Annotated in this window: 23 protein-coding genes; 9 read left to right on the top strand and 14 right to left on the bottom strand. The window is 64.8% G+C overall.

The features are described 5' to 3' along the window. Window positions 1-465 (bottom strand): NUDIX domain-containing protein, encoded by a 465-nt coding sequence (locus EJ067_RS05555; RefSeq protein ID WP_126085041.1) that lies wholly within the window; start codon window positions 463-465, stop codon window positions 1-3. A gap of 87 nt (window positions 466-552) precedes the next feature. Next, window positions 553-714 carry a hypothetical protein gene (locus EJ067_RS34470; protein WP_189510420.1) on the bottom strand — a complete coding sequence of 54 codons (162 nt, stop codon included), beginning with the start codon at window positions 712-714 and terminating at the stop codon, window positions 553-555. On the opposite strand from EJ067_RS34470, the gene EJ067_RS05550 reads away from it, so the two are divergent. The 6 genes from EJ067_RS05550 (at window position 713) to EJ067_RS05525 (ending at window position 8,108) form a co-directional block, all read left to right on the top strand. After that, window positions 713-3,487 carry a DUF2339 domain-containing protein gene (locus tag EJ067_RS05550; protein WP_126085040.1) on the top strand — a complete coding sequence of 925 codons (2,775 nt, stop codon included), beginning with the start codon at window positions 713-715 and terminating at the stop codon, window positions 3,485-3,487. The genes EJ067_RS34470 and EJ067_RS05550 overlap by 2 nt on opposite strands. 128 nt (window positions 3,488-3,615) lie before the next feature. Further along, window positions 3,616-4,134: an RNA polymerase sigma factor gene (locus EJ067_RS05545; RefSeq protein ID WP_126085039.1), complete on the top strand. Its 519-nt coding sequence runs from the start codon at window positions 3,616-3,618 to the stop codon at window positions 4,132-4,134. Beyond that, window positions 4,131-4,925 (top strand): anti-sigma factor, encoded by a 795-nt coding sequence (locus EJ067_RS05540; RefSeq protein WP_126085038.1) that lies wholly within the window; start codon window positions 4,131-4,133, stop codon window positions 4,923-4,925. Before EJ067_RS05545 ends, EJ067_RS05540 begins: the two co-directional genes overlap by 4 nt. Before the next feature lie 199 nt (window positions 4,926-5,124). Then, a complete protein-coding gene (locus EJ067_RS05535) occupies window positions 5,125-6,222 on the top strand; it encodes a GNAT family N-acetyltransferase/peptidase C39 family protein (protein WP_126085037.1) in 1,098 nt (365 codons plus the stop codon). A 4-nt stretch (window positions 6,223-6,226) separates the two neighbouring features. Beyond that, window positions 6,227-7,690, top strand: a complete 1,464-nt coding sequence (locus EJ067_RS05530) for a RimK family protein (RefSeq protein ID WP_126085036.1) — start codon at window positions 6,227-6,229, stop codon at window positions 7,688-7,690. A 145-nt stretch (window positions 7,691-7,835) separates the two neighbouring features. Continuing rightward, entirely contained in the window at window positions 7,836-8,108 is a 273-nt protein-coding gene (locus EJ067_RS05525; protein WP_126085035.1) for a DUF3303 family protein, read from the top strand. 105 nt (window positions 8,109-8,213) lie between these two features. Here EJ067_RS05525 and EJ067_RS05515 read toward each other — a convergent pair whose 3' ends face one another. Continuing rightward, window positions 8,214-9,128 (bottom strand): LysR substrate-binding domain-containing protein, encoded by a 915-nt coding sequence (locus EJ067_RS05515; RefSeq protein WP_126085033.1) that lies wholly within the window; start codon window positions 9,126-9,128, stop codon window positions 8,214-8,216. 112 nt (window positions 9,129-9,240) lie between these two features. Here EJ067_RS05515 and EJ067_RS05510 point away from each other — a divergent pair, with 112 nt between their 5' ends. Then, window positions 9,241-10,131, top strand: a complete 891-nt coding sequence (locus EJ067_RS05510; RefSeq protein WP_126089505.1) for a fatty acid desaturase family protein — start codon at window positions 9,241-9,243, stop codon at window positions 10,129-10,131. Window positions 10,132-10,153: 22 nt separating this feature from the next. On the opposite strand, the gene EJ067_RS05505 is transcribed toward EJ067_RS05510, so the two are convergent. From EJ067_RS05505 to EJ067_RS05480, 6 genes are all read right to left on the bottom strand, one after another. Then, window positions 10,154-12,292 carry an EAL domain-containing protein gene (locus tag EJ067_RS05505; protein ID WP_126085032.1) on the bottom strand — a complete coding sequence of 713 codons (2,139 nt, stop codon included), beginning with the start codon at window positions 12,290-12,292 and terminating at the stop codon, window positions 10,154-10,156. Window positions 12,293-12,469: 177 nt separating this feature from the next. Next, window positions 12,470-13,051, bottom strand: coding sequence for a methyltransferase domain-containing protein (locus EJ067_RS05500; protein WP_126085031.1), 582 nt, complete (start codon window positions 13,049-13,051; stop codon window positions 12,470-12,472). A 161-nt stretch (window positions 13,052-13,212) separates the two neighbouring features. Next, window positions 13,213-14,256, bottom strand: a complete 1,044-nt coding sequence (locus EJ067_RS05495) for an AraC family transcriptional regulator (protein ID WP_126085030.1) — start codon at window positions 14,254-14,256, stop codon at window positions 13,213-13,215. A gap of 34 nt (window positions 14,257-14,290) precedes the next feature. Further along, window positions 14,291-15,121: an oxidoreductase gene (locus EJ067_RS05490; RefSeq protein WP_126085029.1), complete on the bottom strand. Its 831-nt coding sequence runs from the start codon at window positions 15,119-15,121 to the stop codon at window positions 14,291-14,293. A gap of 224 nt (window positions 15,122-15,345) precedes the next feature. Next, a complete protein-coding gene (locus tag EJ067_RS05485) occupies window positions 15,346-15,999 on the bottom strand; it encodes an HD family hydrolase (RefSeq protein WP_126085028.1) in 654 nt (217 codons plus the stop codon). Next, window positions 15,999-16,874, bottom strand: coding sequence for a folate-binding protein YgfZ (locus tag EJ067_RS05480; protein WP_126085027.1), 876 nt, complete (start codon window positions 16,872-16,874; stop codon window positions 15,999-16,001). Before EJ067_RS05480 ends, EJ067_RS05485 begins: the two co-directional genes overlap by 1 nt. Window positions 16,875-16,951: 77 nt before the next feature. On the opposite strand from EJ067_RS05480, the gene EJ067_RS05475 reads away from it, so the two are divergent. Next, window positions 16,952-18,283 (top strand): dihydroorotase, encoded by a 1,332-nt coding sequence (locus tag EJ067_RS05475; RefSeq protein WP_126085026.1) that lies wholly within the window; start codon window positions 16,952-16,954, stop codon window positions 18,281-18,283. 65 nt (window positions 18,284-18,348) lie between these two features. Here EJ067_RS05475 and EJ067_RS05470 read toward each other — a convergent pair whose 3' ends face one another. The 4 genes from EJ067_RS05470 to EJ067_RS05455 all read right to left on the bottom strand — a co-directional run bounded on the left by EJ067_RS05470 (window position 18,349) and on the right by EJ067_RS05455 (window position 20,753). Beyond that, window positions 18,349-19,143 (bottom strand): hypothetical protein, encoded by a 795-nt coding sequence (locus EJ067_RS05470; protein ID WP_126085025.1) that lies wholly within the window; start codon window positions 19,141-19,143, stop codon window positions 18,349-18,351. A 120-nt stretch (window positions 19,144-19,263) separates the two neighbouring features. Next, window positions 19,264-19,521 carry a hypothetical protein gene (locus EJ067_RS05465; RefSeq protein ID WP_126089504.1) on the bottom strand — a complete coding sequence of 86 codons (258 nt, stop codon included), beginning with the start codon at window positions 19,519-19,521 and terminating at the stop codon, window positions 19,264-19,266. A gap of 356 nt (window positions 19,522-19,877) precedes the next feature. After that, on the bottom strand, window positions 19,878-20,255 hold the full coding sequence (locus EJ067_RS05460; protein WP_126085024.1) for a TIGR02301 family protein: 378 nt from the start codon (window positions 20,253-20,255) through the stop codon (window positions 19,878-19,880). A gap of 63 nt (window positions 20,256-20,318) precedes the next feature. Then, window positions 20,319-20,753 carry an NUDIX domain-containing protein gene (locus tag EJ067_RS05455; RefSeq protein WP_126085023.1) on the bottom strand — a complete coding sequence of 145 codons (435 nt, stop codon included), beginning with the start codon at window positions 20,751-20,753 and terminating at the stop codon, window positions 20,319-20,321. A gap of 109 nt (window positions 20,754-20,862) precedes the next feature. Between EJ067_RS05455 and EJ067_RS05450 the strand changes: the two genes are divergently transcribed. Then, on the top strand, window positions 20,863-21,624 hold the full coding sequence (locus EJ067_RS05450; protein ID WP_126085022.1) for an SOS response-associated peptidase: 762 nt from the start codon (window positions 20,863-20,865) through the stop codon (window positions 21,622-21,624). Between the two features lie 83 nt (window positions 21,625-21,707). Here the strand turns inward: EJ067_RS05450 and EJ067_RS05445 are convergent, their stop codons facing one another. Beyond that, window positions 21,708-21,863 (bottom strand): hypothetical protein, encoded by a 156-nt coding sequence (locus EJ067_RS05445; protein WP_126085021.1) that lies wholly within the window; start codon window positions 21,861-21,863, stop codon window positions 21,708-21,710. Between the last annotated feature and the right edge of the window lie 108 nt (window positions 21,864-21,971).

Below are 21,971 nucleotides of genomic sequence, written 5' to 3'. Positions count from 1 at the left end.
CTATCCGGCGCTTCGCCGCTCCAGAAAATCGTCGAGGATGGGACGCTGGCCTTTCAGGATCTTTTGGCCGGCTTCGGGAAGCGAAAACCAGCCGGCTTTGTCCACCTCGGGGAATTCCTTCTTGGCGCCGGACCTTGGCGGCCATTCCATGGTGAACATATTGCTCCTGACGGCATCCGCATCGATGTCCGCTTCGACGCTCCAGGCAATCACGATCTTGCCGCCCGGCTGCTTGTAGCTGCCAACGGGCTGGAAGTCGCCGTCGATGGCGACGCCGAGCTCCTCCTCGGCCTCGCGACGGGCCGCCTCCAGTTCATCCTCATTGTCGTCGATCAGCCCTTTGGGGATCGACCAGGCGCCTTCATCCTTCCTTGCCCAGAACGGGCCGCCGGGATGAACCAGCAGGAACTCCATCACACCGGCGGTTCGCCTATAGATCAGCAGGCCCGCGCTTCGCTGCGGCATCGGTCATCCTCTTGGCAATTTCAGCGAGCGTCAGAGAATAGCATGAGTATTTCGCGGCCAGCGGCAGGTAATTTTCCGGCTCGAGTTTCAGCCGTTTAGACCTATCGCCTTTGGACAAAGCGTCAAGTTGCTGGCAATCGACGCCGAAACATGCTCGATCTTGCAGGCCGGCAACGCGCTGATTTCAATAGCCGTCTCATTGCCGCATTTGTCGGCGACGACCGGCACGGTTTTGAGGGGAACCGCCATGTTTTTCAGCCTGATTGCCATTGCCGCGGTCATCGCCTTATTCGTCATCATTTCGCGCCAGCAAACCCGCATCGGCCTGATCGAGCGCGAGCTCGGCGCGCTGCGCAGCCTGGTGCTTTCGGGTGTTCCGCAGCCCGCACCCAAGACGGGCGCCGCCACGGAAGGCGCGCCGGCAGGGGCGCCCGCCACAGTGGCCGACGGTGTTTCGCCGATGGCTGGTGAGGCTGCCCCAGCCGAAGCCGCTGTCGCGACGCCCGACGCTTCCAAGGTCGAGGCGCTGGAAGAAGCGGGCGAGGGGACTCCCACCGAACCCCCAGAGCCGGCCGAAGCGGCGCAACCTGCCGCGCCGACCGAGGCTGCGCCGCCGGCGGCGGCGGCACGCCAGACCGATGTCGAGACCGCGCTCGGCACGCGCTGGGCGGTGTGGGTCGGCGGCATCGCGCTGGCGCTGGGCGGCCTGTTCCTGATCCGCTACACCATCGAAGCCGGCATTTTCGGGCCCGGCGTGCGCCTCGCCATGGCCGGCATCCTCGGCCTGGTGCTGATCGCGGGCGCCGAGTTCATCCGCCGCACCGGCTTCAGGGTGCCGGTGCAGGGCGCCGCCGGCGCCTATATCCCGTCGATCCTGACGGCAGCCGGCGCCTTCATCCTGTTCGGCACCGTCTATGCCGCGCACGGCATTTATGGCTTCATCGGCCCGGCGCTGGCCTTCACGCTGCTCGGCGCGATCGGCGTCGCGGCTATCGCCGCCTCGCTGGTCCACGGCCTGGCGCTGGCCGGCATCGGCCTCGTCGGCGCCATGGTCACGCCGGCGCTGGTCGCCTCGCAAGCCCCCAACCCCTGGGCGCTGTTCGTCTATCTGGCGATCGTGCTTGCCGCCACCGCCGCAATAGCCCGCATCCGCGACTGGAAGGCGCTGGTCGCGGCGGCCTTCGCCGGCACCGGCATCTGGACCATCCTCTACATGACCGATGCGCCGGAGATGAACCTCGCCGCGGTGGTGTTCGTCAGCCTGGCCACGCTCGCCGTGCTTGCTTTGGTCTGGCTCAGTCGGCGCGACGAGGCGGAGTCTGGCTTCGACTGGCCTTCGATCGCGCCCGGTTTCTTCGTTGCGCTGACCGCGCTCGGGCTCTCGGTCGATCCGGTCTTTGCCAAGGCGGGCGACGCCTTGCATGGTGCGCTGCTGCTCGCGGCGCTTGTGGCGGTGGCGCTCTACCGGCCGCGCGCGCTACCGCTGGTCTTCGCCGCCGGCCTGGCGACGGTGCTGATCTATCTCGGCATTATTCCGCCCGCCACCATCGGCGCCGACGCGCTTGATGTCGGCCTGGGCGCCGAGCCGCTGGCGACATCCGACACGCTGACCTTCCGCCTCGGCATCGCGCTCGCCGTTGTCTTCATCGGGGCCGGCTTCTGGGCCGCGCGCCGCTTTGCGGCTGCCGCGCCCGCCCTTGCCGCCTCATGGGCGGCATGGGGCGTCATTGCGCCGCTGGTCGTGCTCACGGCGCTCTGGCTCACCTTCGGCGATATCGACCGCGACCTCGGCTATGCGCTGCCGGGGCTGCTTCTGGGGCTGGTCTTTGCCGCCGGCGGCGAGTGGATCGCGCGCAGCGAAGAGCCGCCGCTCGGCGGCGGCCCCGCCGTCTCCTTCGCGCTTGCCGGCGCCGGCGTCGCTGGCCTTTTGATGCTGCACATGGCCTTTGGTTCCGGCTGGACGACCATGCTTCTTGGCGCCGCAGCCATCGTGCCTGCGCTTGCGACGCGCTGGCGCTCCTATCCGGTGCTTGGCTGGATAGCGGTGGGTGCCGCGGTTGCCGTGCTCGGTCGCGTCGCCTTCGACCCGACCATCGTCGGCGCGGCGACACTGTCGAGAACGCCGGTCTTCAACTGGCTGCTGATTGGCTACGGCGTGCCGGCGCTCGCCTTCGGCTTTGCCGCCTGGCAGCTTGCTCGCACCACCAATGGAAGGCCGCGTCTCGCCATGGAGGCGGCGTCAGCACTGTTTGCGCTGCTTGCCGTTGCGATGCTGGTGCGCCACGCCATGCATGGCGGCGTCATCGACACCGGCGCCGTTACGCTCGGCGAGCAGGCGATCTACACGCTGATCGCGCTCGGCGCCGGCGGGATCCTGGTTGCGATCGACATGCGCTCGCCGAGCTCGGTGCTGCGCTATGGCTCGATGGCCGCCGGCGTGCTTTCGGTCGCCTTCATCGTCATCCGGCATTTCGTGGTGCTGAACCCGCTGCTGACCGACGAATCGACCGGCACCATCCCCGTGTTCAACCTGTTGTTCATCGCCTATCTGCTGCCGGCTGTCGCTGCCGGCGCGCTGGCGCTATACGTCCGCGACAAGCGCCCGCGATGGTACGCCGCGATGCTGGCGCTTATCGCTTCGCTGCTCGCCTTCGCCTATGCGACGCTGTCGGTGCGGCGCCTGTTCAAGGGCGAGTTCATCGGCCTGTGGAGCGGGCTCGGCCAGCTTGAGACCTACACCTATTCGGCGCTCTGGCTGGCCATCGGCGTGGCGCTGCTCACCGCCGGCGTCTGGCTGAGGTCGCAGGTGCTGCGCATTGCGTCGGCCGTGCTGATCGCCGTCGCGGTGCTGAAGGTCTTCCTCTTCGACATGTCGGAGCTGGAAGGCGTGCTGCGCGCGCTGTCGTTCATCGGCCTGGGCGCCGTGCTGATCGGCATCGGCCTGTTCTATCAGCGGCTGCTGACAAGGGCTGCTAGGGAGAAGGTCGAAAACCAGCAGGAACAACTGGCTAACCGGGAATAAACCGCCATCCGCCGGCGTTGTTAAGGTGCTTGGGTACCGGAGCGGGTTGGCCGCTTCGCGCTGGCTGCTTGCGCCGCGCCGGAAAGGCGCGTTCAATCGGATGGAAGACGATCTCGAAACAAGCCGTCATGGACGACAAGAAGGCAGCGATCCTGAGCGAGATACCGCGTTTGCGGCGCTACGCGCGCTCGCTGCTGCGCGACCGCGATTCCGCCGACGATCTCGTCCAGGACTGCCTGGAGCGCGCGCTTGTGCGGCTCGACAACTGGCAGACTGGAGAAAGCCCCAGGAGGTGGCTGTTTACGATCATGCATCACTTGTTCATCGACCAGATGCGGAAGGTGAACCGGCGCGGTGAGGCGGCGATGCTGCCTCTGGAAGCCGGCGAAGCCCAGTCCGCGCCCGCCGATCAGGTCGAGACCGTCGCCTCGCGCGAGATCATGGATGCGCTGCAGGCGATCAGCCCCGATCGCCGCGCGGCGCTGGTCATGGTCGCCATCGAAGGCTTTTCCTACGCCGAGGCCGCCAACATCCTCGGCGTGCCGGCCGGCACGCTGATGTCGCGCATCGCGCGCGGCCGCGAGGAACTGCGCGGCCTGCTGGACGATTCCTCGCGCCGCCGCTCGATAAGGATTGTCGAGCGATGACCCGGCGCGATTTCTCCGAACGCGATATCCACATGGCCCTCGATGGCGAGCTGCCGGGCGAGGAGCGCGTGGCTTATGACGCCTGGCTCGAGGCCAATCCCGAGATGAAGGCGAAGAGCGCCCGCTACATCGCCGACCGCGTGGCGCTCCGCGCCGCCTTGGCCGGTGTGATGGACGAACCGGTGCCGGCGAGGCTCCGTCAGGCGGTGTTGGGCGAAGCGCCGGCGAGGGCGCCCGCCTGGCGTTCGCGCTGGTGGCTTTCGGCCGCGGCCGCCGCCGTGCTGATGGTCGGCGTGCTCGGTGGCTATGTCGCGGGCATCGACGGCATCGGCCGAATCAACGAGAGCGACGACCAGCTTGCCGAGCAGGCGATCGCCGCCCATGTCATCTACGCCGCCGAGAAGCGTCATGCGGTCGAGGTGCCGGCAAGCGAGAAGGACCATCTGCAGACCTGGCTGTCCAACCGTGTAGGGTTGAAGCTGGTCGCGCCCGATCTCGCAGCGGAAGGCTTCCAGCTTGTCGGCGGGCGGCTGCTGCCCGCCGGCGACCAGGGCAAGGCGGCGATGCTGCTTTACGAGGACGCCAAGGGCGAGCGCATCTCGCTCTTCGTCACCGCCGAATCGTCGCAGACCACCAAGGGCACGTACACTGCCGAGGCGGACGGACCCGAGGCGGTCTATTGGCTGGACAAGGGTTATGGCTGCGCCGTCGTCGGCTCGCTGCCGCCCGAACGCCTGTCGGCGGTCGCAAAAAGAGCCTATGGCCAGCTTCTGGCCGGTATTTCGAGCTGAGACCGGCTGCATTTTCCGCAGCCGGCAGCCCATCCAAACAGCGATCTTGTTCAAACACTTCGGGCTTCCTTGCCGCCGCCGAAAGTGTCACAATTCAGCCCAAATCAAGGAGCGATAGCGCTTGATGAATACCGGCTCTTCGGCTGGTATTGCCGGGGCCATTTCATTAAACCCAATCCGAGGTTCTCCCAAAGCCCGCATGCCTGCCGAGATCCGCAAGGCCCGCGCGTCAGACGTCGATGACCTCGCCGCCATCGAGAAGGCCGTTTTCTCGGGCGACCGGCTTTCCCGCCGTTCCTTTCGCCAGTTCATCGAGCGCGAGACCGCCGAGATGCTGGTGGCCGAGAATGACGGCCATGTCGCCGGCTACGCGGTGGTGCTGTTTCGCAAGGGCAGCGGCGTGGCCCGGCTTTATTCCATTGCCGTCGGTCCTTTCTTCGGCAATCTCGGCATCGGCCGGCAACTGCTGGCCGCGGCCGAGGAGGCGGCCTATGAGCACGACCGCATGATGCTCAGGCTCGAAGTGCGCGAGGACAACCAGCGCGCCATCCGGATCTATGAGCAGGCCGGCTACCGAAAGATTGGCCGCGAGCCCGACTATTACGAGGACGGCGCCACGGCGCTGCGCTATGAAAAGACGCTGCGCGGCGATGTCCCGACCGCCACCCGGGTGCCATTCTACCAGCAGACCTGCGAGTTCACCTGCGGCCCGTGCTGCCTGATGATGGCGATGGCCAATTTCGACCGCGGTTTCGTGCCCGACCCGGTCATGGAAATCCGCCTGTGGCGCGAAGCGACGACCGTCTTCATGATGTCGGGGCCGGGCGGCTGCGAGCCTTTCGGCCTGGCGGTTGCCGGCTATGAAAGCGGGCTCGCCGCCGAGATTTTCGTCTCCTTCCACGGCGCGCTCTTCCTGCAGTCGGTGCGCAGCGGGGAGAAGCGCCGGGTGATGGAGCTCGCCCAGGTCGACTTCCGCCGCCGCGCGGAACTTTACGGCATCCCGGTGAATTACCGTCCGTTCGGCATCGACGACATCCGCTCGGCCCTTGGCGAGGGCAAGCTGGTGCTGGTGCTGATCAGCGGCTTCCTGATGTTCGGCAAGAAGGTGCCGCATTGGGTGCTCGCCATCGGCGACGACGGCGACCATATTCTCATCCACGATCCCTGGGTCGAGGACGAAAGGCAGGAGACCATCCTCGACGCCGCCAACATCCCCGTGCCCTACGGCATCTTCATGAATATGGCGCAGTTCGGCCGTGACGGCTTGCGCGCCGCGATCACTCTGGGAAAACGTTGAAACAATGACCTGGGTCATCCTTACAGGCAGGCAGAACGATCTCGACCAGGTGGCGACGCCGCACAAGATCATCACCAACCGCGACTATCTCGCGCACCCGGCGCTGTTTCGCGGCCAGCGGCCGAAAGTGATCAACCTGTCGAACAATTACGGCTACCAGAGCCGCGGCTACTATGCTTCGCTGCTTGCCGGCTCGCGCGGCCACAAGGTGATCCCGACCGTCGAGACCATGATCGATCTCTCGGAGCGCAAGCTCTACGAGCATGCGCTGCCGGAACTTGAGCTCGCACTCAACAAATGCCGCAAGGATCTCGGCGGCACCTTCCCGTCGAAGGTCGCGGTCTTCTTCGGCATCGGGCCGTCGAAAGTGTGGGATCGCTTCACCAAGCTCCTGTTCGACTGGTTCCGCGCCCCGGCGCTGGAGGTCCATATCAAGGACAGCGCCGAATGGGCCTCGATTCGCAAGATCGGCTTCCTGCCGCTCGCCCGCATGAACGACGAGGAGGAGGCCTCCTTCCTGCAGTGCCTGGAGACCTACACCAACCGCGAATGGCGCGACACCAAGGGCCGCACGCCGGCGCGCTATACCTTTGCGACGCTGGTCGATCCGCACGAGGAACTGCCGCCGTCGGAGATTTCCTCGCTGCGCTACTGGGCGAGGATCGCCGAAAAGATGGGCGTCGAGGTCGAGCCGATCACCAGGAAGGATCTCGCCAAGCTCGCCAACTACGACGCGCTGTTCATCCGCGAGACGACGTCGATCTCCAACCACACCTACCGCTTCGCGCGCCGCGCCCAGCAGGAAGGCATGCCGGTGATCGACGACCCGCTGTCGATGATCCGCTGCACCAACAAGGTCTATCTCAACGAGCTGATGACCTACAACAAGGTGCCCGTGCCGCCGACCGTGATGATCGCCGGCACCTCGGATCTCGAAGTCGCGGCGCAGACGCTGGGCTTCCCGCTGGTGCTGAAGATCCCGGATTCCTCTTTCTCGCGCGGCGTCAAGAAATGCGAGAACCTGGCCGAGCTCACCAAGCTCGCGACCGAGTGGCTGGAGGATTCCGACCTCCTCATCGCGCAGAAGTTCATCCCGACCGAATATGACTGGCGCGTCGGCGTGCTCGGCGGCCAGCCGCTGTTTGCGGTGCATTACCTGATGGCCAAGAAGCACTGGCAGATCGTCAACCACAAGGCCAATGGCAAGCCCGACCAGGGCGGCATAAAGACCTTCACGCTGAAGCAGACGCCGCCGCATGTCGTGGAAACCGCGGTCAAGGCGGCAAAATGCATCGGCGACGGGCTCTACGGCGTCGACCTCAAGGAGACCAAGGACGGCGTCTTCGTCATCGAGGTCAACGACAATCCCAATCTCGACCATGGCTGGGAGGATTCCGGCGAGAAGGACGAGCTCTGGGTGCGGCTGACGCAATGGTTCCTGGAGCGCCTGGAACGGCCGGATAAGTAGCGGACAAGCGGAATTGAGGAACTGGGGAATTGAGCAATTGAAGAACTGATAAACTGATGAAGTGAGGGCTGATCGCACCCCTAACTGCTCCAATTCTTCAGTTCTCCAGTTCCCCAATTCCCGGTCGTTCGAACTGAGGCAAAGAATGCTGTTTTTCGTGATCGAGGATTTTGCCGGCTGCGATCGCAAGGAGATCTACCGCCGCTTCCGCGACAAGGGCCGGCTGAAGCTGGACGAGCTCGTCGTGCACCACAGCTGGATCGCCGGGGACATGGGCCGCTGCTTCATGCTGGTGGAGGCCGATGACGTCACGCTGCTGCAGCGCTGGGTCGTCGAATGGGCCGATCTGGTGGAGTTCGAGATCGTGCCTGTCGCCACCAGCAAGGACATGGTCGCGGCGCTGGCGGGACATCTCTGACTGCTAGAGCAATTCCAGGAAAAGTGTGTAACGGTTTTCCGTCCGGAATTGCGCAAAAACAAATACTTAGAGCGGTTCGGCGATTCTATGAATCGCTGAAACGCTCTAGGCGATCAGCGCCGGAGACCTGACGGCGCGCACGCATTCCGCAATCAGCCATTGGCGGAACGCCGCCACCACATCGCGCCTCGCGCTGCGCTCGGGGATCGTCAGGCAGTAGGGCTGGCGCAGGTCCAACGCCCGGGCGATCGGCCGCACAAGCCTGCCGTCTTCCAGCGCCTGGGCACAATAAATGCCTTGCGCCAGCGCCACGCCGAGCCCCGATATGGCGAGGTCGAGTGCTGCCCGCGACGAGTTGGCGGAAAGGCCGCGCTGCGCCGTGCGCCCTGGCTCGATGCCCGCCGCCTCGAACCAGTTGCGCCAGGATGGAAAGGAGGCGCCGGTCGGTCCCCAGTCGGTGTGGATCAGCGGCAGGCCTGCGAGGCTTTCCGGCCGGATTGCGCCGGCCAGACCCGGCGCGCAGATCGGATAGACCGCGTCATGGACGATCTCTTCGGTCGGGTGCTCGCGATAATGCGGGCCGTAGGAAAGCCGGATATCGATCAGCTCATGGTCGAATGGCACCGGGTCGTCCTCGCCTCTGAGCGAGATGTCCGCGGCGCCGTGGCCGGCGACAAAGCCGGCGAGGCGTTCCGAAAGCCAGCCCATCGCCATCGAAGGCGGCACCGAGATGACGAGCCTTGGCCGGAACGCATCGCCGCCGACATCGCGCGCGACGCTGCCGATCTCGCGGAAGGCCATGGTGAGCCTGGGCAGCATTTCGACGCCGGCTTCGGTGAGCACGACGCGGCGGTTGACGCGGTGGAACAGTTTTCGCCCCATCTGCTCTTCGACGGTGCGGATGAGCTGGCTGACGGCGGCCGCCGAAACCGACAGCTCTTCCGCCGCCGCGGCAAAGCTGCCGGTGCGCGCCGCTGCCTCGAAGGCTTGAAGTCCCCTGAGCGATGGAAGTGCGACCATGGCGATCCAAAAGATAAGGTAAGCTTATCTATTTTACAGAAATCCTCGTTTTTCGAAAGGTTTCTTGCTGAAGTATGTTGGCTTCATGAACGCAATCGACCGCGCCGAACCCGTGGACCACCGCGAAATCATCGCCTCGCTGACCAACGAGGAACGCGGCCGCCTGACCGGCAAGTCGGATGCGCCGGGCGTCATCCAGTTCGCCGCCCATCTCGGCGCCATCGTCGTCCTCGGAACCCTGATCGCGGCCAAGATGCCGTTCTGGCCTCTCCTGATGCTGCCGCAGGGGATATTGATCGTGTTCCTGTTCACGCTGCTGCATGAGACCGTGCATAGGACGGCGTTCGAGACGCAGTGGCTGAACGATGCCGTCGCTCGGCTCTGCAGCCTAGCGATCGCCCTGCCCGCCGACTGGTTCCGCTATTTTCACTTCGCCCATCACCGCTTCACCCAGGATCCGCAGAACGATCCGGAATTGGCCTTCCCGAAGCCGGAGACCTTGCGGCAGTACATTGTCCACGTCTCGGGCCTGCCGGTGTGGTGGGGGCATCTCAAGACGCTCTACACCAATGCGATTGGCCGCTGCCGCGACAGCTATGTGCCGCCGAAGGGCCTGCCGAAGGTCAAGGCCGAGGCGCGGGCAATGATCGCCTTCTATGTCGTGGTCCTCGGGCTAGCCGTCTGGTTCAAGGCAACCGTGCTGCTCTACGTCTGGATCGTGCCGGCGCTGCTCGGGCAGCCCTTCCTCAGGCTTTACCTGCTGGCCGAACATGGCCGCTGCCCCTTCGTTGCCAACATGCTGGAAAACACCAGGACGACGCTGACCAACTGGCTGGTGCGCAAGCTCGCCTGGAACATGCCTTACCATGCCGAGCATCACGCCTATCCCGGCGTGCCATTCCACCAACTGCCGGCGTTCCATCGGCTGATCGCGCGACATCTCAAGGTGGTCGAGTCCGGCTATGTGAGCTTCCACGAGAAATATATCGAGACGCTGCGCTGACGGGCTACGGAAATCTCCGCCGTCAGCCGGACCGGCGCAGCTGCGCCTGCGAACGCAGCAGCCGGGTCATCTCCGAGGCCTTGGCCGGCACGCCGATCAGATAGCCTTGCGCCTCGCCGCAGCCGGCCTTGCGCAGCATGCCGAGCTGTTCCTCGGTCTCGACGCCTTCGGCGGTGACGGTGATGCCGAGCTCCGCGCCAAGGCCGATCACGGTGCGCACGATCGCCGCGGTCTCGCGCCTGTCGAGGTCGCGGATGAACGAGCGGTCGATCTTGATCTTGTCGACCGGGAAGCGCCGCAGATAGCCGAGCGAGGAATAGCCGGTGCCGAAATCGTCGAGCGCGATGCGGATGCCGAGCCCGCGCAAATGGCCGAGCGTCCTCAGCACCGTATCGCTCTCATCCATCATCACCGTTTCGGTGATTTCGAGTTCCAGCCGGCTGGCTGGCAGGCCGGAAAAGGCAAGCGCCGAGATGACGCTGCGGGCGAAACCGCCGCTCTTGATCTGGGCCGCCGAGACGTTGACCGCCATGCGCATCTCCTGCGGCCAGCCCACCGCCACGCCGCAGGCCTTGCGCAGCGCCCAGTCGCCGAGTTGCACGATCAGGCCTGTTTCCTCGGCCGCCGCGATGAAATCCTCCGGCGATACCCGCCCGCGCGAGGGCGAGCGCCAGCGCATCAGCGCTTCGGCGCCGACGACGTCGCCCGAAGCGATGTCGAGGATCGGCTGGTAGTCCAGTTCGAACTCGCGCCTGGGGAGCGCGGCTTCGAGATCGGCCTCGAGCGCCCGGCGCTCCCGCACCATGGCGTCCATGCCCGGCTCGAAGAAACGATAGATGTTGCGCCCTTCGCTCTTGCCCCGGTAGAGCGCCATGTCGGCATTGGTGAGCAGCGTGTCGGCATCCTGCCCGTCTGCGGGATAGAGCGCGATGCCGAGGCTGACGCCGACATGCATCTCCCGGCCCTTGTCGCGATAAGGCCTGCCGATCACCTCGATAATGCGCTTGGCAAGCTTTTCGGCATCGGCGGTGCCCTTGATATTGGACTGGATGATGGCGAATTCGTCGCCGCCGAATCGCGCCACCACGTCCTTCTCGCTGCGCAGGCAGCGCTGCAGGCGCCCGGCCACGCATTTCAGCAGCCAATCGCCGGCCGGATGTCCGAAGGTGTCGTTGACCGCCTTGAAGCGGTCGAGGTCGAGCGAGACGATCGCCAGCGGCGCGCCCTTGGCCTCGCTCAGCGCCTGGTCGAGCCGTTCGCGGAACATCGAACGGTTGGGCAGGTTGGTCAGCGTGTCGTGATGCGCAAGGTGCGTCATGCGCTCCTCGGTGCGGCGACGCTCGGTGACGTCGTCGAAAGTCACCACCCAGCCGCCGCCCATCGGCTGGCGCACGACGAGGAACGTCCTGCCGTCGGAAAGATAGCGGTAAGTCGAATGCATCTTGCCCGCCTGCAGGCAGGCCTCGGTCTTGCCGACTTCGCTGTCGACGTCGAGCTTGGTATAGATGCCGAGCTCCAGCAATCGTTCGAGCGCGTCGCGGTGCGTCGTCCCAAACGGGAAATCCGCCGCGGCGACTTTGTAAAGCTCCAGGAAGCGCTGATTGCGCACGATCATCTTGCCGTCGGCGTCATACATCAGCAGGCCTTGCGACATGTTGGCCAAAGCGGCGTCGAAGCGGCGGTGCTGCTCCTTCAGATCCTCTTCGGCGCGCCGCTGCACGGTCACGTCCTCATAGATCGACACCCAGCCGCCGGAGGCGAGCGGCCGGTGCGAGATGACGATGATGCGCCCGTCCGCCAGCGTCTCCTCATAGGTCGAGGGCTTCGCGCCGTCGATATAGGGCTTGCGGACGGCATAGAGTTCCGCAGCACTTTGCGAGGCGATGCCGATATCGACACTGTGCTGCAGGATGTCGAAGAAGCCGATGCCGGGCTTCATCACCTTGGCGTCGAGGCGGAAGAGGTCGATATAGTTGCGGTTGCAGATGATCATCCGCTCTTCGGCGTCGAACATGCACAGGCCATGCGACATGTTCTCGACGGCGGCCGAAAAGCGTTCGTTCTGCGCGCGCAGTTCCTCGGCTATTCGCCGGGCCGGGCCAATACGGATTGCTTTCCGCTTGCCTGCGGCCGAACCAGCCTTGACATGAGCGACGGGCATGTGCGCGCCTGCTGACCGTGACTGAACACGTTACTGTCGCGACTGCCGGTTAATTTAGCGTTCTTTTACTTGACGGGATTCACAGCAAGAACAGCCTGACGCTTGGCTTCTGGCGCATTCAGTCGCCTGAAAATGAAAACCCACCACCGAGTCGTGGAATGCTTGCTGGACCAGTCTTCAGTGTTGGTGGAAGGCTCGTCGCCGCGAAATCCGGTAGACCGCCGCGGGTGGGATGTTCAGCATCGTACGACCAATGTGTGTTGCTTGGAGAGCCAGCCCCTCAAGGATCGATCGCGCGACAGGGCATCGCGGGCCGTAGGTGAATTGATAGAATGCTCCGTCCGGTTTCAGGTGCGCAAATGCGCCGTCCAGGATCGCGATCACCTTCTGATCGGGCATGCTTAGCAGAGGCAGGCCGCTTATGACTGCGCCGACCGGCGCGCCGCTCGGCAATTCGATCTCACCAACTTCGGCGGCGTCCATTCGAAGCACGCGCACCCGAGGAAATCGCAATTTCAGGTGCATCGTGAAGTTCGCGCCATATTCAACCAAGGTGAGGTCTTCCGGCCGAACGCCGCGCTCAAGCAGTCTAGCTGTGAAGACGCCGGTGCCCGGTCCCAGTTCGATCACTTGTCCTATCCCCGGCGTAATGTCTTGCGTGATGATCTTCGCAAGCGCGTTGCCGGATGGAGCGATTGCCGCCACTCGAAGCGGCGCGGCCGCCCAGGACCGGAGAAACATCCAGAAATCGCCTTGCATCGTTCTCCTCGAAAGAAGGCCAGTGAGCATTCGAGGGGGATTTGGATGGCGCATGGGGAGGGTGCGTCGCAGTAACCGAGGACGCCAACGAACTTGCGGAGAACGCCAATGGCATTTCAGGATTGCGAGCGGAACTACGTGGCGCCGCTGGCCAGCCTTGGCTATTGCAGGAAGCTGCCCGGAACCGCCGGTTTCGAGCTATCGAAATTGAGTTCCCGCCAGCGATTGGGAGTCGTGCCCTCCCACTCGCGAAAGGCGCGATAGAAGGAGCTTGCATCCTGATAACCGAGCAGGCAGGCGACCTCGTCAATGTCGGCCGTCGGATCCAACAGCAGCTGCCGGCCGAGTTCCTGTCGTGCGTTGATGAGAAGCTCGCGGAAGCTGGTTCCTTCCTCAGTGATGCGCCGTTGCAGGGTGCGTTCGCTCATCCCAAGCTCGCGCGCGATGTCGGAAAGCTCCGGCCTTCCGCTCGCCAGGCTTCGCTTCAATACGACCTTCACCTGCTCACTGAGCGAGCTTTGCGCGCTAAGCTCACCGAGCGCGGCGGCCAGCGCGGGCGTGAGGATGTCGAGAAGCTCGGGATTGTGGCCTGGAAACGGACGATCGAGATCGGCGGAACGCAGGACCAGCAAGTCGCGCGTTGCCCCGTAGCGGACCGGGCATCCGAAATAGCCCCGATGCACGCCACTCTTGTCGTGGGAACGCGTGAGCTCGACACGGAGGGGGACAAGATGCTGACCCGTTCCCCGCCGGCCGAGCTCGACGAGAAAGGCAAAGGCGACGTCGGTGGCGACTGCAGGCGTCGGCTCGTTGGCGTAAAGCCACTCGGAACTTATCATGCATTCGCCGTTCTCGTCGGCAACATGCAACTGCTCGGGCGAGCAAAGTCGTTTAAAGCGAGCAATCCGGGCGATGCCTTCGCGATAGTTTCGCGCGTGGAACGCGGCGAGCGTGGAGGGCGGGTGGATCGCAGTGTCGGCGACCTCGACCAGCCGGATCCCTAGGGCCGGTTTCGCGTAGAGTTCCTCGAGAGCCCTCCACAGCGCAAAATATTGCGTGGTCGTGACGAAGGCCTGCTCGTTGAGATGAAGGGTGGCGGGAAGCCGGGCCTGCCGCAACACGGCCGACGCGGGCAGGCCAAGACGCTCCACGGCGCGCCAGAATGCGCGAGGCACCTTGCATTTGTCGCCTGGGACGCCGCTCATGCCGGTCTCCTTTGGTCGGCGAGCCCTACGCCGTTCACCGCATCTGGCTGAGGATAAGCCGGTCGAACATGCGATCGCCCAACCACTTCCTGACGCAGATCATCATCTTCGCATACTTGCCGGCGGCGTAGCGCGTCCGCGGCTTGGCCGAACGCACGGCCGTCGAGACCACGTCGGCGATGACGCGTGGGTGGCTGCCAAGTCCATGGCCGTAACTCGCTTTCGTCGTCTTCGCCACCACTTGGGCCACCTTTGCATAGGCGCTGGTACCGGATCGTTTCAAAAGCCCGTCCGCGACGACATCGCCGAATCCGGTTTCGATAAGTCCCGGCTCGACGACCACGACCTTGATGCCGAAGGGCGCGAGCTCGAGCCGGAGACTGTCCGACCAGCCTTCCAGCGCGTGCTTCGTCGCGTGATACCACGCGCCGAGCAGGGTGTAGATCTTGCCGCCCATCGAGGTGATGTTGACGATCGTGCCGGCTTTCTTCCTCCGCATCGCCGGCAGCAGGAGCTGCGTCAGGCGGGCTGGGCCAAAGACGTTCACTTCGAACTGATAACGTGCTTCGTCGATGCCGATATCCTCAACCGGCCCGTAGAGCCCGAAACCCGCATTGTTGACGAGGACATCGACGCCGTCGACCTCGGCGAGGATGCTGGAGACGGCCGCCTCGATCTCTTCGTTCTTGGAAATATCCATGCGCAGTGGGCGCGCGCCGAGCGCCGCGAGGTCTTCCATCTTGTCTGTCTGGCGCGCGGCCACGTAGACTTGGAAGCCGTCCTGGATCAGGTGCTTTGCGATTTCCTTGCCCATACCGGACGATGCGCCGGTCACGAGGGCTGTCTTTTTCTGTCTGTCAAACATGATTGCCTCTCATCTGCTTGACCAAAATCTAAAATCGGGCACGCGCCTTTTCATTGACGAAGCACGCCATCAGAGTAGCAGATTACGCCAAAACTCGCTGCCTTCGTGCTCAATCCACGGAGCGGCCAGATGGTTGAATATCTGCTGCGATTTGTTCGATGGCCGATAGATTTTAGGCGCGGCTCGTCTCGCCGGCGAGCTATCGGTGCGGTGACGGCCGCATATCAAGTAAGCGTTTTTTGTGCAGTGGAATTCATCGCACGAAGAGGCTGGCGTTTAGCCTCAAGCGTCGCGAAACGCTTGAGAAACGCTGCCTGCGCCCACGTCACCGAGCGCGGCGTGAAGTCGAAGCGTTCGGCCGAAAAGCCGCGCGGCCGGCCGAAATATTCGGTCGCCTCCGCCGTCGAGAAGCCGGCGAGCAGTGTCGCCTCGTAATAGGCGGCGATCTGGTCGGCGCGCTTGATGTCCTTGCGCAAGGTCGCGCCGAGCTCGGCCGGCAGCGCGAAGCGCAGATGGATGGCGCGCTGCAGCCTGAGCTCGCAGTCCTTGTAGGAGCCGCCCATCACCGACTTGAACGGCGAGATCATGTCGCCGATGACATATTCGGGCGCGTCGTGCAGCAGCGCGGCGAGCCGCGCCTCGGCCGAAGCGGTCGGCACCAGGTCGCCATAGAGCGCCTCGACCAGCAGCGAATGCTGCGCCACCGAAAAGGCGTGATCGCCGCTGGTCTGACCGTTCCAGCGGGCGACGCGGGCGAGCCCGTGCGCGATGTCGGCAATCTCGATGTCGAGCGGCGAGGGGTCGAGCAGGTCGAGCCGGCGCCCCGACAGCATGCGTTGCCAGGCGCGCGGCGGCGCTCCGGCCCTGTCGGCCGCCATCAGGCTTCCTCCGCGCTGACGGCATCCTGCGGGAAGGAGAACTTGGCCCAGGCGGGAATCGCGAGCGTCACCGGGACGTTTCCGGCCATGATCGCATGGCCGGCATCAAGCGCCGCCTTGACGCGGTCGATGCGGGCGATGGCGAGGCCGCGTCCGCCGCTTACCGAGCCAAGAGTGCCGACAGGCCGGCCATTGACGGTCACCTCCGTGCCGGTCGCGGGCAGCGCGCCGGCGGCAGCGGCGATCAGCACGCGGCGGCGCGCGGTGCCGCGGTGCTGCATGCGCGAGACCACTTCCTGGCCGACATAGCAGCCCTTCTTGAAGCCGACGCCGCCCGTCTCGTCGAGCAGAACGTCATGCGGGAAGGCGTCGCCGAGCGCGTAGTCGCTGCCGCTCTCGGCAATGCCGTTGGCGATGCGCAGGGCCAGCCATGCATCGAGGTCGCCGCCCTCCGCCGAACCGCCGTGGACGCGTCTGACCGCCACGTCGCGGAAACGAGAGTCGACGAGCGATGTTGAATCAGCCCCGATTGAATCAAGATGTGAAGCGGTTGAATCATCGCCCCATGCGATCGTGACAAGCACCTGATCCTGCTTGGCAATCTCGGCCTTTGCCCGCAGCCGGTAGAGCATCAGCCGGCGTACGAAATCGTCGGCAATGTCGGCCCGGCACTCCAGTCGGAAGCCGTCCTCACCGGCGCGCGAGACCAGAAAATCGAACAGGATCTTGCCTTGCGGCGAAAGCAGCGCGCCCGGCTTTGCCTCGCCCGGGCCGAGCGCATCGAGATCGGTGGTGAGGATGTTTTGCAGGAAATGCTCGGCATCCGGGCCTGACACGGAAATGAGCGCGCGGTCTTTCAGCGGGGCAAAGGGCATGAGCGGCCTGATCTTGCAAAACGTTCGGTCATTACGTAAGCCGGCCACACTCCCCCCGCAAGAGATTGGACCTGTCCATGGCAACCACCTTCGATCTCATCCTGACAGGTGGCACGGTTGTCAACCATGACGGCGAAGGCCGGCGCGACGTCGGCGTGAAGGCCGGACGCATTGCCGCAATCGGCGATCTCGGCCAGGCATCGGCCGGCGAGACCGTCGACTGCAAGGGCCTGCACATCCTGCCCGGCGTCGTCGACAGCCAAGTGCATTTCCGTGAGCCGGGGCTGGAGCACAAGGAAGATCTGGAGACCGGCTCCCGCTCCGCCGTGCTCGGCGGCGTCACCGCCGTCTTCGAGATGCCCAACACCAATCCGCTGACCACCAGCGCGGCCGCCCTTGCCGACAAGGTGCGGCGCGCCACGAACCGCATGCATTGCGACTTCGCCTTCTGGGTCGGCGGCACGCGCGACAATGCCGGCGATGTCGGCGAGTTGGAGCGGCTGCCGGGCGCTGCCGGCATAAAAGTGTTCATGGGCTCGTCCACCGGCGACCTGCTGGTCGAGGATGACGAAGGCGTCGCTTCCATCCTGCGCAACACGCACCGCCGCGCCGCCTTCCATTCTGAGGACGAGTTCCGCCTGCGCGAGCGGCTTGGGCTCCGCGTCGAGGGCGATCCCTCGTCCCATCCGGTCTGGCGCGACGAGATCGCGGCACTGCGCTGCACCGAGCGCCTGGTGCGCATCGCAAGGCAGGCGCGCGCCCGCATCCACGTGCTGCACATCTCGACGGCCGAGGAAATCCTCTTCCTTGAGCAGCACAAGGATGTCGCCACCTGCGAGGCGACGCCGCATCATCTGACGCTCTCGGCCGACGACTATGCGCGGCTCGGCACGCTGATCCAGATGAACCCGCCGGTGCGGGCGCCGCGCCACCGCGACGGCGTCTGGCACGGCATCGCGCAAGGCATCGTCGACGTGCTGGGCTCCGATCATGCGCCGCACACGCTCGCCGAGAAGGCAAAGCCCTATCCGGCCTCGCCGTCAGGCATGACCGGCGTGCAGACGCTGGTGCCGATCATGCTCGATCACGTCAATGCCGGCCGGCTCACCCTGCAGCGCTTCGTCGACCTCTCCAGCCACGGCCCACAGCGCATTTTCGGCATGGCGCGGAAGGGCCGCATCGCCGCCGGCTACGACGCCGATTTCACCGTCGTGGACATGAAGCGCCGCGAGACCATCACCAATGCGCAGGCGGGTTCGAAGGCCGGCTGGACGCCCTATGACGGCAAGCCGGTCACCGGCTGGCCGGTTGGCACCATCGTGCGCGGCACGCGCGTCATGTGGGAGGGCGAAATCGTCACGCCCAGCCAGGGAAGGGCGGTGGAGTTCTCCGAGGCGCTGCCGGCCTAGCCAGAGCAATTCCAGGGAACGTGTGAGGCGGTTTTCCGTCCGCGATTGCGCCAAAACAACAGCCTTCAATCCCCGGCGACGAAGAACAGCCACTGGCCGGACGGGGTGATGCCGACGCGGTAGAAGATGTAGGCGCCGAACTGCTTCATGTCGTCATAGTCGCTGGCGGTGACCAGCTTGAACAGCTCGACCCGTTGCCTGGGGTCGAGCTTGTCGAGCGGTAGCGCGAAGAAATACGGCCAGACATAGAGTTCCTGCGGCGTGCCGGTGTCGACATGGACATAGCCGGCGCTGAGCACCTCTTCCAGAATGGCGAGGATCTCCTGGCCGTCGCCGTCGCCCGAGAGCCCCTTGAGGAAAGTGACCGGGTCGCCGTCGATGTCGCCGAGCGACAACTGCGTCATGGATTCGCCCGAGCCGATCAGCGGCCGAATTTTCTCGATGTCGCCGCTCTTGCAGGCCTCGATAATCAGGCCGTGCATGCGCTTGACCGGTTCGGGAAGCTTGTCGAGGTCGTAGACGACCGGTGGCGGCGGCGCATCTGGATCGGAGCGCGGGCTGGTGACGCCGCCGCTGCCGGCTGGCGCCTCGGGCTCGGTCTTGTCCGTGTCGTCGGCCGGCTGGCCGGTGTCGGAGGGTTTGGTGCCGGGAGGGACCGGCATCGGCACGGTGGTTCCCGGAGCGGTGTCGTTACCGGCAGGCGGCGTGACCGGCGAGGGCAGGTCCCCGCGCTGGATCTCGCTCAGCGCGTAGGATGGCGTGCTGGCGAGGCAGATCGCCAGCGGAACGGCGCAGCAGGAAGCGGCAATCCAGATGCGGAGGATCAGCCCGCTTGGGCGGCCTACCAACGAAAATCTCACCCCTTGCCTCTCCATGGTTTCCGGGCTCGCTCGGTCCGGACAGCGCTTTTGAGCTGTTAAGGCACCCAGGCATGATGCAGAAATGGCGCGTCGCCGTCAAAAGGCACAAAAGCGGGCGGGCTAGTGCTTCAGCCGCTCCGGCTCGAAGACGCCGGAAAGTACCTTTTCCCGCATGCGGTCGAGCAGGGCCAGCGCGGAGGTCTCGCCATTGGCGCGCAGCATCTCGCCGAAAGCGGTCTCGAGGGCGGCTTCGGCGATGATTTCGGGCTCGATGCCGGCCGACAAGCCTTCAGCCCAGGCTTCGCTGTGGCTTTCGACGGCGGTCAGGCGCTTTTCTTCCCTGACCAATGCGTCGATGTCGCTGACACCATGTTCCATTGCGATGTCCACCTTCTTCAAGCGGCGATCCGGCGATGGATCGGGCTTGACCTGTCCGTTCTCCGCAGCCTTCAATAAGCCATTGTAAATACGACATTTTTACGGTCGCTATCTACATTTCGAGCAAGGCTGCGCTCAATCCGTGCCGAGCTTAGCCGATTAGGCGGGCTTGCGGCATCAAAACCTTCAGTTTGAGTTAATTCCGCATTCGTGCGCTAACGTTTCATTAACATTGTTGCACAAGCGCAACACCATGATTGCACCAAGGCGCAGTCTGACACAATAAGCCAGCTCACATTGGCGGTGATTATTGTGGAATGTGTGCATAACGCGGCAGTCGCGACCGTTGTCGCCCGTCAATTCCCATAGCGGGAAGCGATGTCGCGCGACAGCGTCTCGCCTTCCTTCATGTAGCGGGCAATGGCCTCGGTGGCCGAGGGCGTGCACCGCGTGTAGGTGCCGCTGAAGGAGCGGTAGCCGCGGTTGAAGGAGGCGATGAAGCGGGCGCGCCGGTCGGGATCGGGGTTTTCCGATTCGAGCAGCTTTTCCATCTCGACCCGCCACTGGTTGCCTTTCTCGCCGCACAGATTGCGCAGGAAATGCAGCGAGCCCAGCACCTCGGCGAGCCGCATCAGCCCTGGCTCGAACGGCGCCTCGGCGGCCGGCGCCGGCAACACCGTGACCGCCATGCTGACGGCGAGGCACGCGGCGAGGAGAGGCGAGGCGCGGGTCATCAGGGCCTTGGCGTGAGAGAGCTAAGTCTTTGTGACGAAACATTTTGTCGCCTGCAAGGCGATTTATGAGAGTTGCCGCCCGTTGTCTTGCGCAGACCCTAGCAATTCCTCGGCCACCTCGAGCACATCGCCCGCCAGCGGCATCTCCGCCATTTCCGCAAGCGTATAGAAGGCCGCCGTCTCGGCATCGTCGCTGGCCATCGGCTCGCCGCCGGCATAGGCCGCGCCGAACACCGTCAGCAGATAGTCGACGGCGTGGTTCTCGCTGCTCCCGTCGATATGGATGGCGCGCAGCGGGCGGTAGTCCTTGGCCTCGAGCCCGGTTTCCTCCTCGAGCTCACGCGCCGCCGCTTCTTCCAGCGTCTCGCCCGGCTCCACCTTGCCGCCCGGATAGGCGTAGAGCCCTTGCGAGGGCGCGCGCGCCCGCTTGACCAGCAGCACCGACCTGCCGCGCACGACCGCGACGGAGACGGCGGGAATTGTCCTGCGTGGTTCCATGCGTTTCTGCAGCCTGTTGTGGACCGACCGGCCGGATCCAGCTTTAGCGGTTGCGGCGTGGCTGTTCCATCGCCACTTTCACGGGAACTCAAATCGACGAGCCGAATTCATGTGCGGACGCTTTGCCCTGACCGCTACACCGGTCCAGACCGCCGCCTATCTCGGCCTGGCGGAGCTGGAGGCGTTTCCGCCCCGCTACAACATCGCCCCCACACAGCCCGTGTTGATGATCCTTGCCGGTCCGCCGCGCGCGCCGGGCTCCAACCTGCCGGACCGTCAGGAGATGCTGGTGCGCTGGGGCCTGATCCCGGCCTGGGTCAAGGATACCAGGGAATTTCCGCTGCTCTTCAACGCCCGCTCGGAGGGCGTGCTGGAAAAGGCCTCGTTCAAGACCGCCATGCGCCATCGCCGCGCTCTTGTGCCGGCCTCCGGCTTCTATGAATGGCAGCAGTCCGGCGGCGCCAAGGGCCAGCCCTACTGGATCCGGCCGAAACGCGGCGGCGTAATCGCCTTCGCCGGGCTGATCGACACCTACGCCGAGCCGGGCGGCTCCGAAATGGATACCGGCGCTATCCTGACGACGCGCGCCGACGCCGGCATCGCCCATGTCCACGACCGCATGCCGGTGGTGATCGAGGAGCGCGACTTCGCCCGCTGGCTGGATTGCCGCACGCAGGAGCCGCGCGACGTGCTCGATCTCCTCAAGCCCGCAGAGCCCGATTTCTTCGAGGCCATTCCGGTTTCCGACCTTGTCAACAGGGTCGCCAACACCGGGCCAGAGATTCAGGAGCGGGGCATCGTCGGGCCAGAACCCGAGAAGGTCAGGCGCCAGAAACCCGGCGCGGACGAAAACCAGATGACCCTGTTTTAGCGAGGCGCGCTCTTGTCGTCGGCCTCAATTCCAGGGCGCGTATCGGCGCCCTTATCGCCGGCTGTTGCGCCGGTCGTGCCGTTTCAGGCGGCGCGCGGCGAAACGATCTTCTGCGCCGGCTTCTTCTTCTTCGCGGTATGCAGAAGGGCTGCGACGATGGCCGCCGGGCCAATCGCGCGGTAGTGCTTGGTGAGCGGCTGTTGCGGCGGTCGGCTCTGTTCCTGCTTGCTTCGTGACATTGTTCTCTTCCCTGGTAACGTTTTCGTGTCCCGCGTTTGCCGGTCGATTCGGACCAAATCGTGACACCCGGCTGGTCTAGCCGGCGAATGTTTCATCACTGTGCCGAC

This window comes from Mesorhizobium sp. M1D.F.Ca.ET.043.01.1.1 (assembly GCF_003952385.1).
Classification (GTDB): domain Bacteria; phylum Pseudomonadota; class Alphaproteobacteria; order Rhizobiales; family Rhizobiaceae; genus Mesorhizobium.
The sequence above is the reverse complement of the archived record's forward strand: the minus strand, read 5'-3'. Positions and strand labels throughout refer to the sequence as shown.

Coding starts and splice junctions, on each gene's coding strand:
- EJ067_RS05555 (WP_126085041.1), bottom strand. CDS start 465: ATGCCGCAGCGAAGCGCGGGCCTGCTGATCTATAGGCGAACCGCCGGT.
- EJ067_RS05550 (WP_126085040.1), top strand. CDS start 713: ATGTTTTTCAGCCTGATTGCCATTGCCGCGGTCATCGCCTTATTCGTC.
- EJ067_RS34470 (WP_189510420.1), bottom strand. CDS start 714: ATGGCGGTTCCCCTCAAAACCGTGCCGGTCGTCGCCGACAAATGCGGC.
- EJ067_RS05545 (WP_126085039.1), top strand. CDS start 3,616: ATGGACGACAAGAAGGCAGCGATCCTGAGCGAGATACCGCGTTTGCGG.
- EJ067_RS05540 (WP_126085038.1), top strand. CDS start 4,131: ATGACCCGGCGCGATTTCTCCGAACGCGATATCCACATGGCCCTCGAT.
- EJ067_RS05535 (WP_126085037.1), top strand. CDS start 5,125: ATGCCTGCCGAGATCCGCAAGGCCCGCGCGTCAGACGTCGATGACCTC.
- EJ067_RS05530 (WP_126085036.1), top strand. CDS start 6,227: ATGACCTGGGTCATCCTTACAGGCAGGCAGAACGATCTCGACCAGGTG.
- EJ067_RS05525 (WP_126085035.1), top strand. CDS start 7,836: ATGCTGTTTTTCGTGATCGAGGATTTTGCCGGCTGCGATCGCAAGGAG.
- EJ067_RS05515 (WP_126085033.1), bottom strand. CDS start 9,128: ATGGTCGCACTTCCATCGCTCAGGGGACTTCAAGCCTTCGAGGCAGCG.
- EJ067_RS05505 (WP_126085032.1), bottom strand. CDS start 12,292: ATGCCCGTCGCTCATGTCAAGGCTGGTTCGGCCGCAGGCAAGCGGAAA.
- EJ067_RS05500 (WP_126085031.1), bottom strand. CDS start 13,051: ATGCAAGGCGATTTCTGGATGTTTCTCCGGTCCTGGGCGGCCGCGCCG.
- EJ067_RS05495 (WP_126085030.1), bottom strand. CDS start 14,256: ATGAGCGGCGTCCCAGGCGACAAATGCAAGGTGCCTCGCGCATTCTGG.
- EJ067_RS05490 (WP_126085029.1), bottom strand. CDS start 15,121: ATGTTTGACAGACAGAAAAAGACAGCCCTCGTGACCGGCGCATCGTCC.
- EJ067_RS05485 (WP_126085028.1), bottom strand. CDS start 15,999: ATGGCGGCCGACAGGGCCGGAGCGCCGCCGCGCGCCTGGCAACGCATG.
- EJ067_RS05480 (WP_126085027.1), bottom strand. CDS start 16,874: ATGCCCTTTGCCCCGCTGAAAGACCGCGCGCTCATTTCCGTGTCAGGC.
- EJ067_RS05475 (WP_126085026.1), top strand. CDS start 16,952: ATGGCAACCACCTTCGATCTCATCCTGACAGGTGGCACGGTTGTCAAC.
- EJ067_RS05465 (WP_126089504.1), bottom strand. CDS start 19,521: ATGGAACATGGTGTCAGCGACATCGACGCATTGGTCAGGGAAGAAAAG.
- EJ067_RS05460 (WP_126085024.1), bottom strand. CDS start 20,255: ATGACCCGCGCCTCGCCTCTCCTCGCCGCGTGCCTCGCCGTCAGCATG.
- EJ067_RS05455 (WP_126085023.1), bottom strand. CDS start 20,753: ATGGAACCACGCAGGACAATTCCCGCCGTCTCCGTCGCGGTCGTGCGC.
- EJ067_RS05450 (WP_126085022.1), top strand. CDS start 20,863: ATGTGCGGACGCTTTGCCCTGACCGCTACACCGGTCCAGACCGCCGCC.
- EJ067_RS05445 (WP_126085021.1), bottom strand. CDS start 21,863: ATGTCACGAAGCAAGCAGGAACAGAGCCGACCGCCGCAACAGCCGCTC.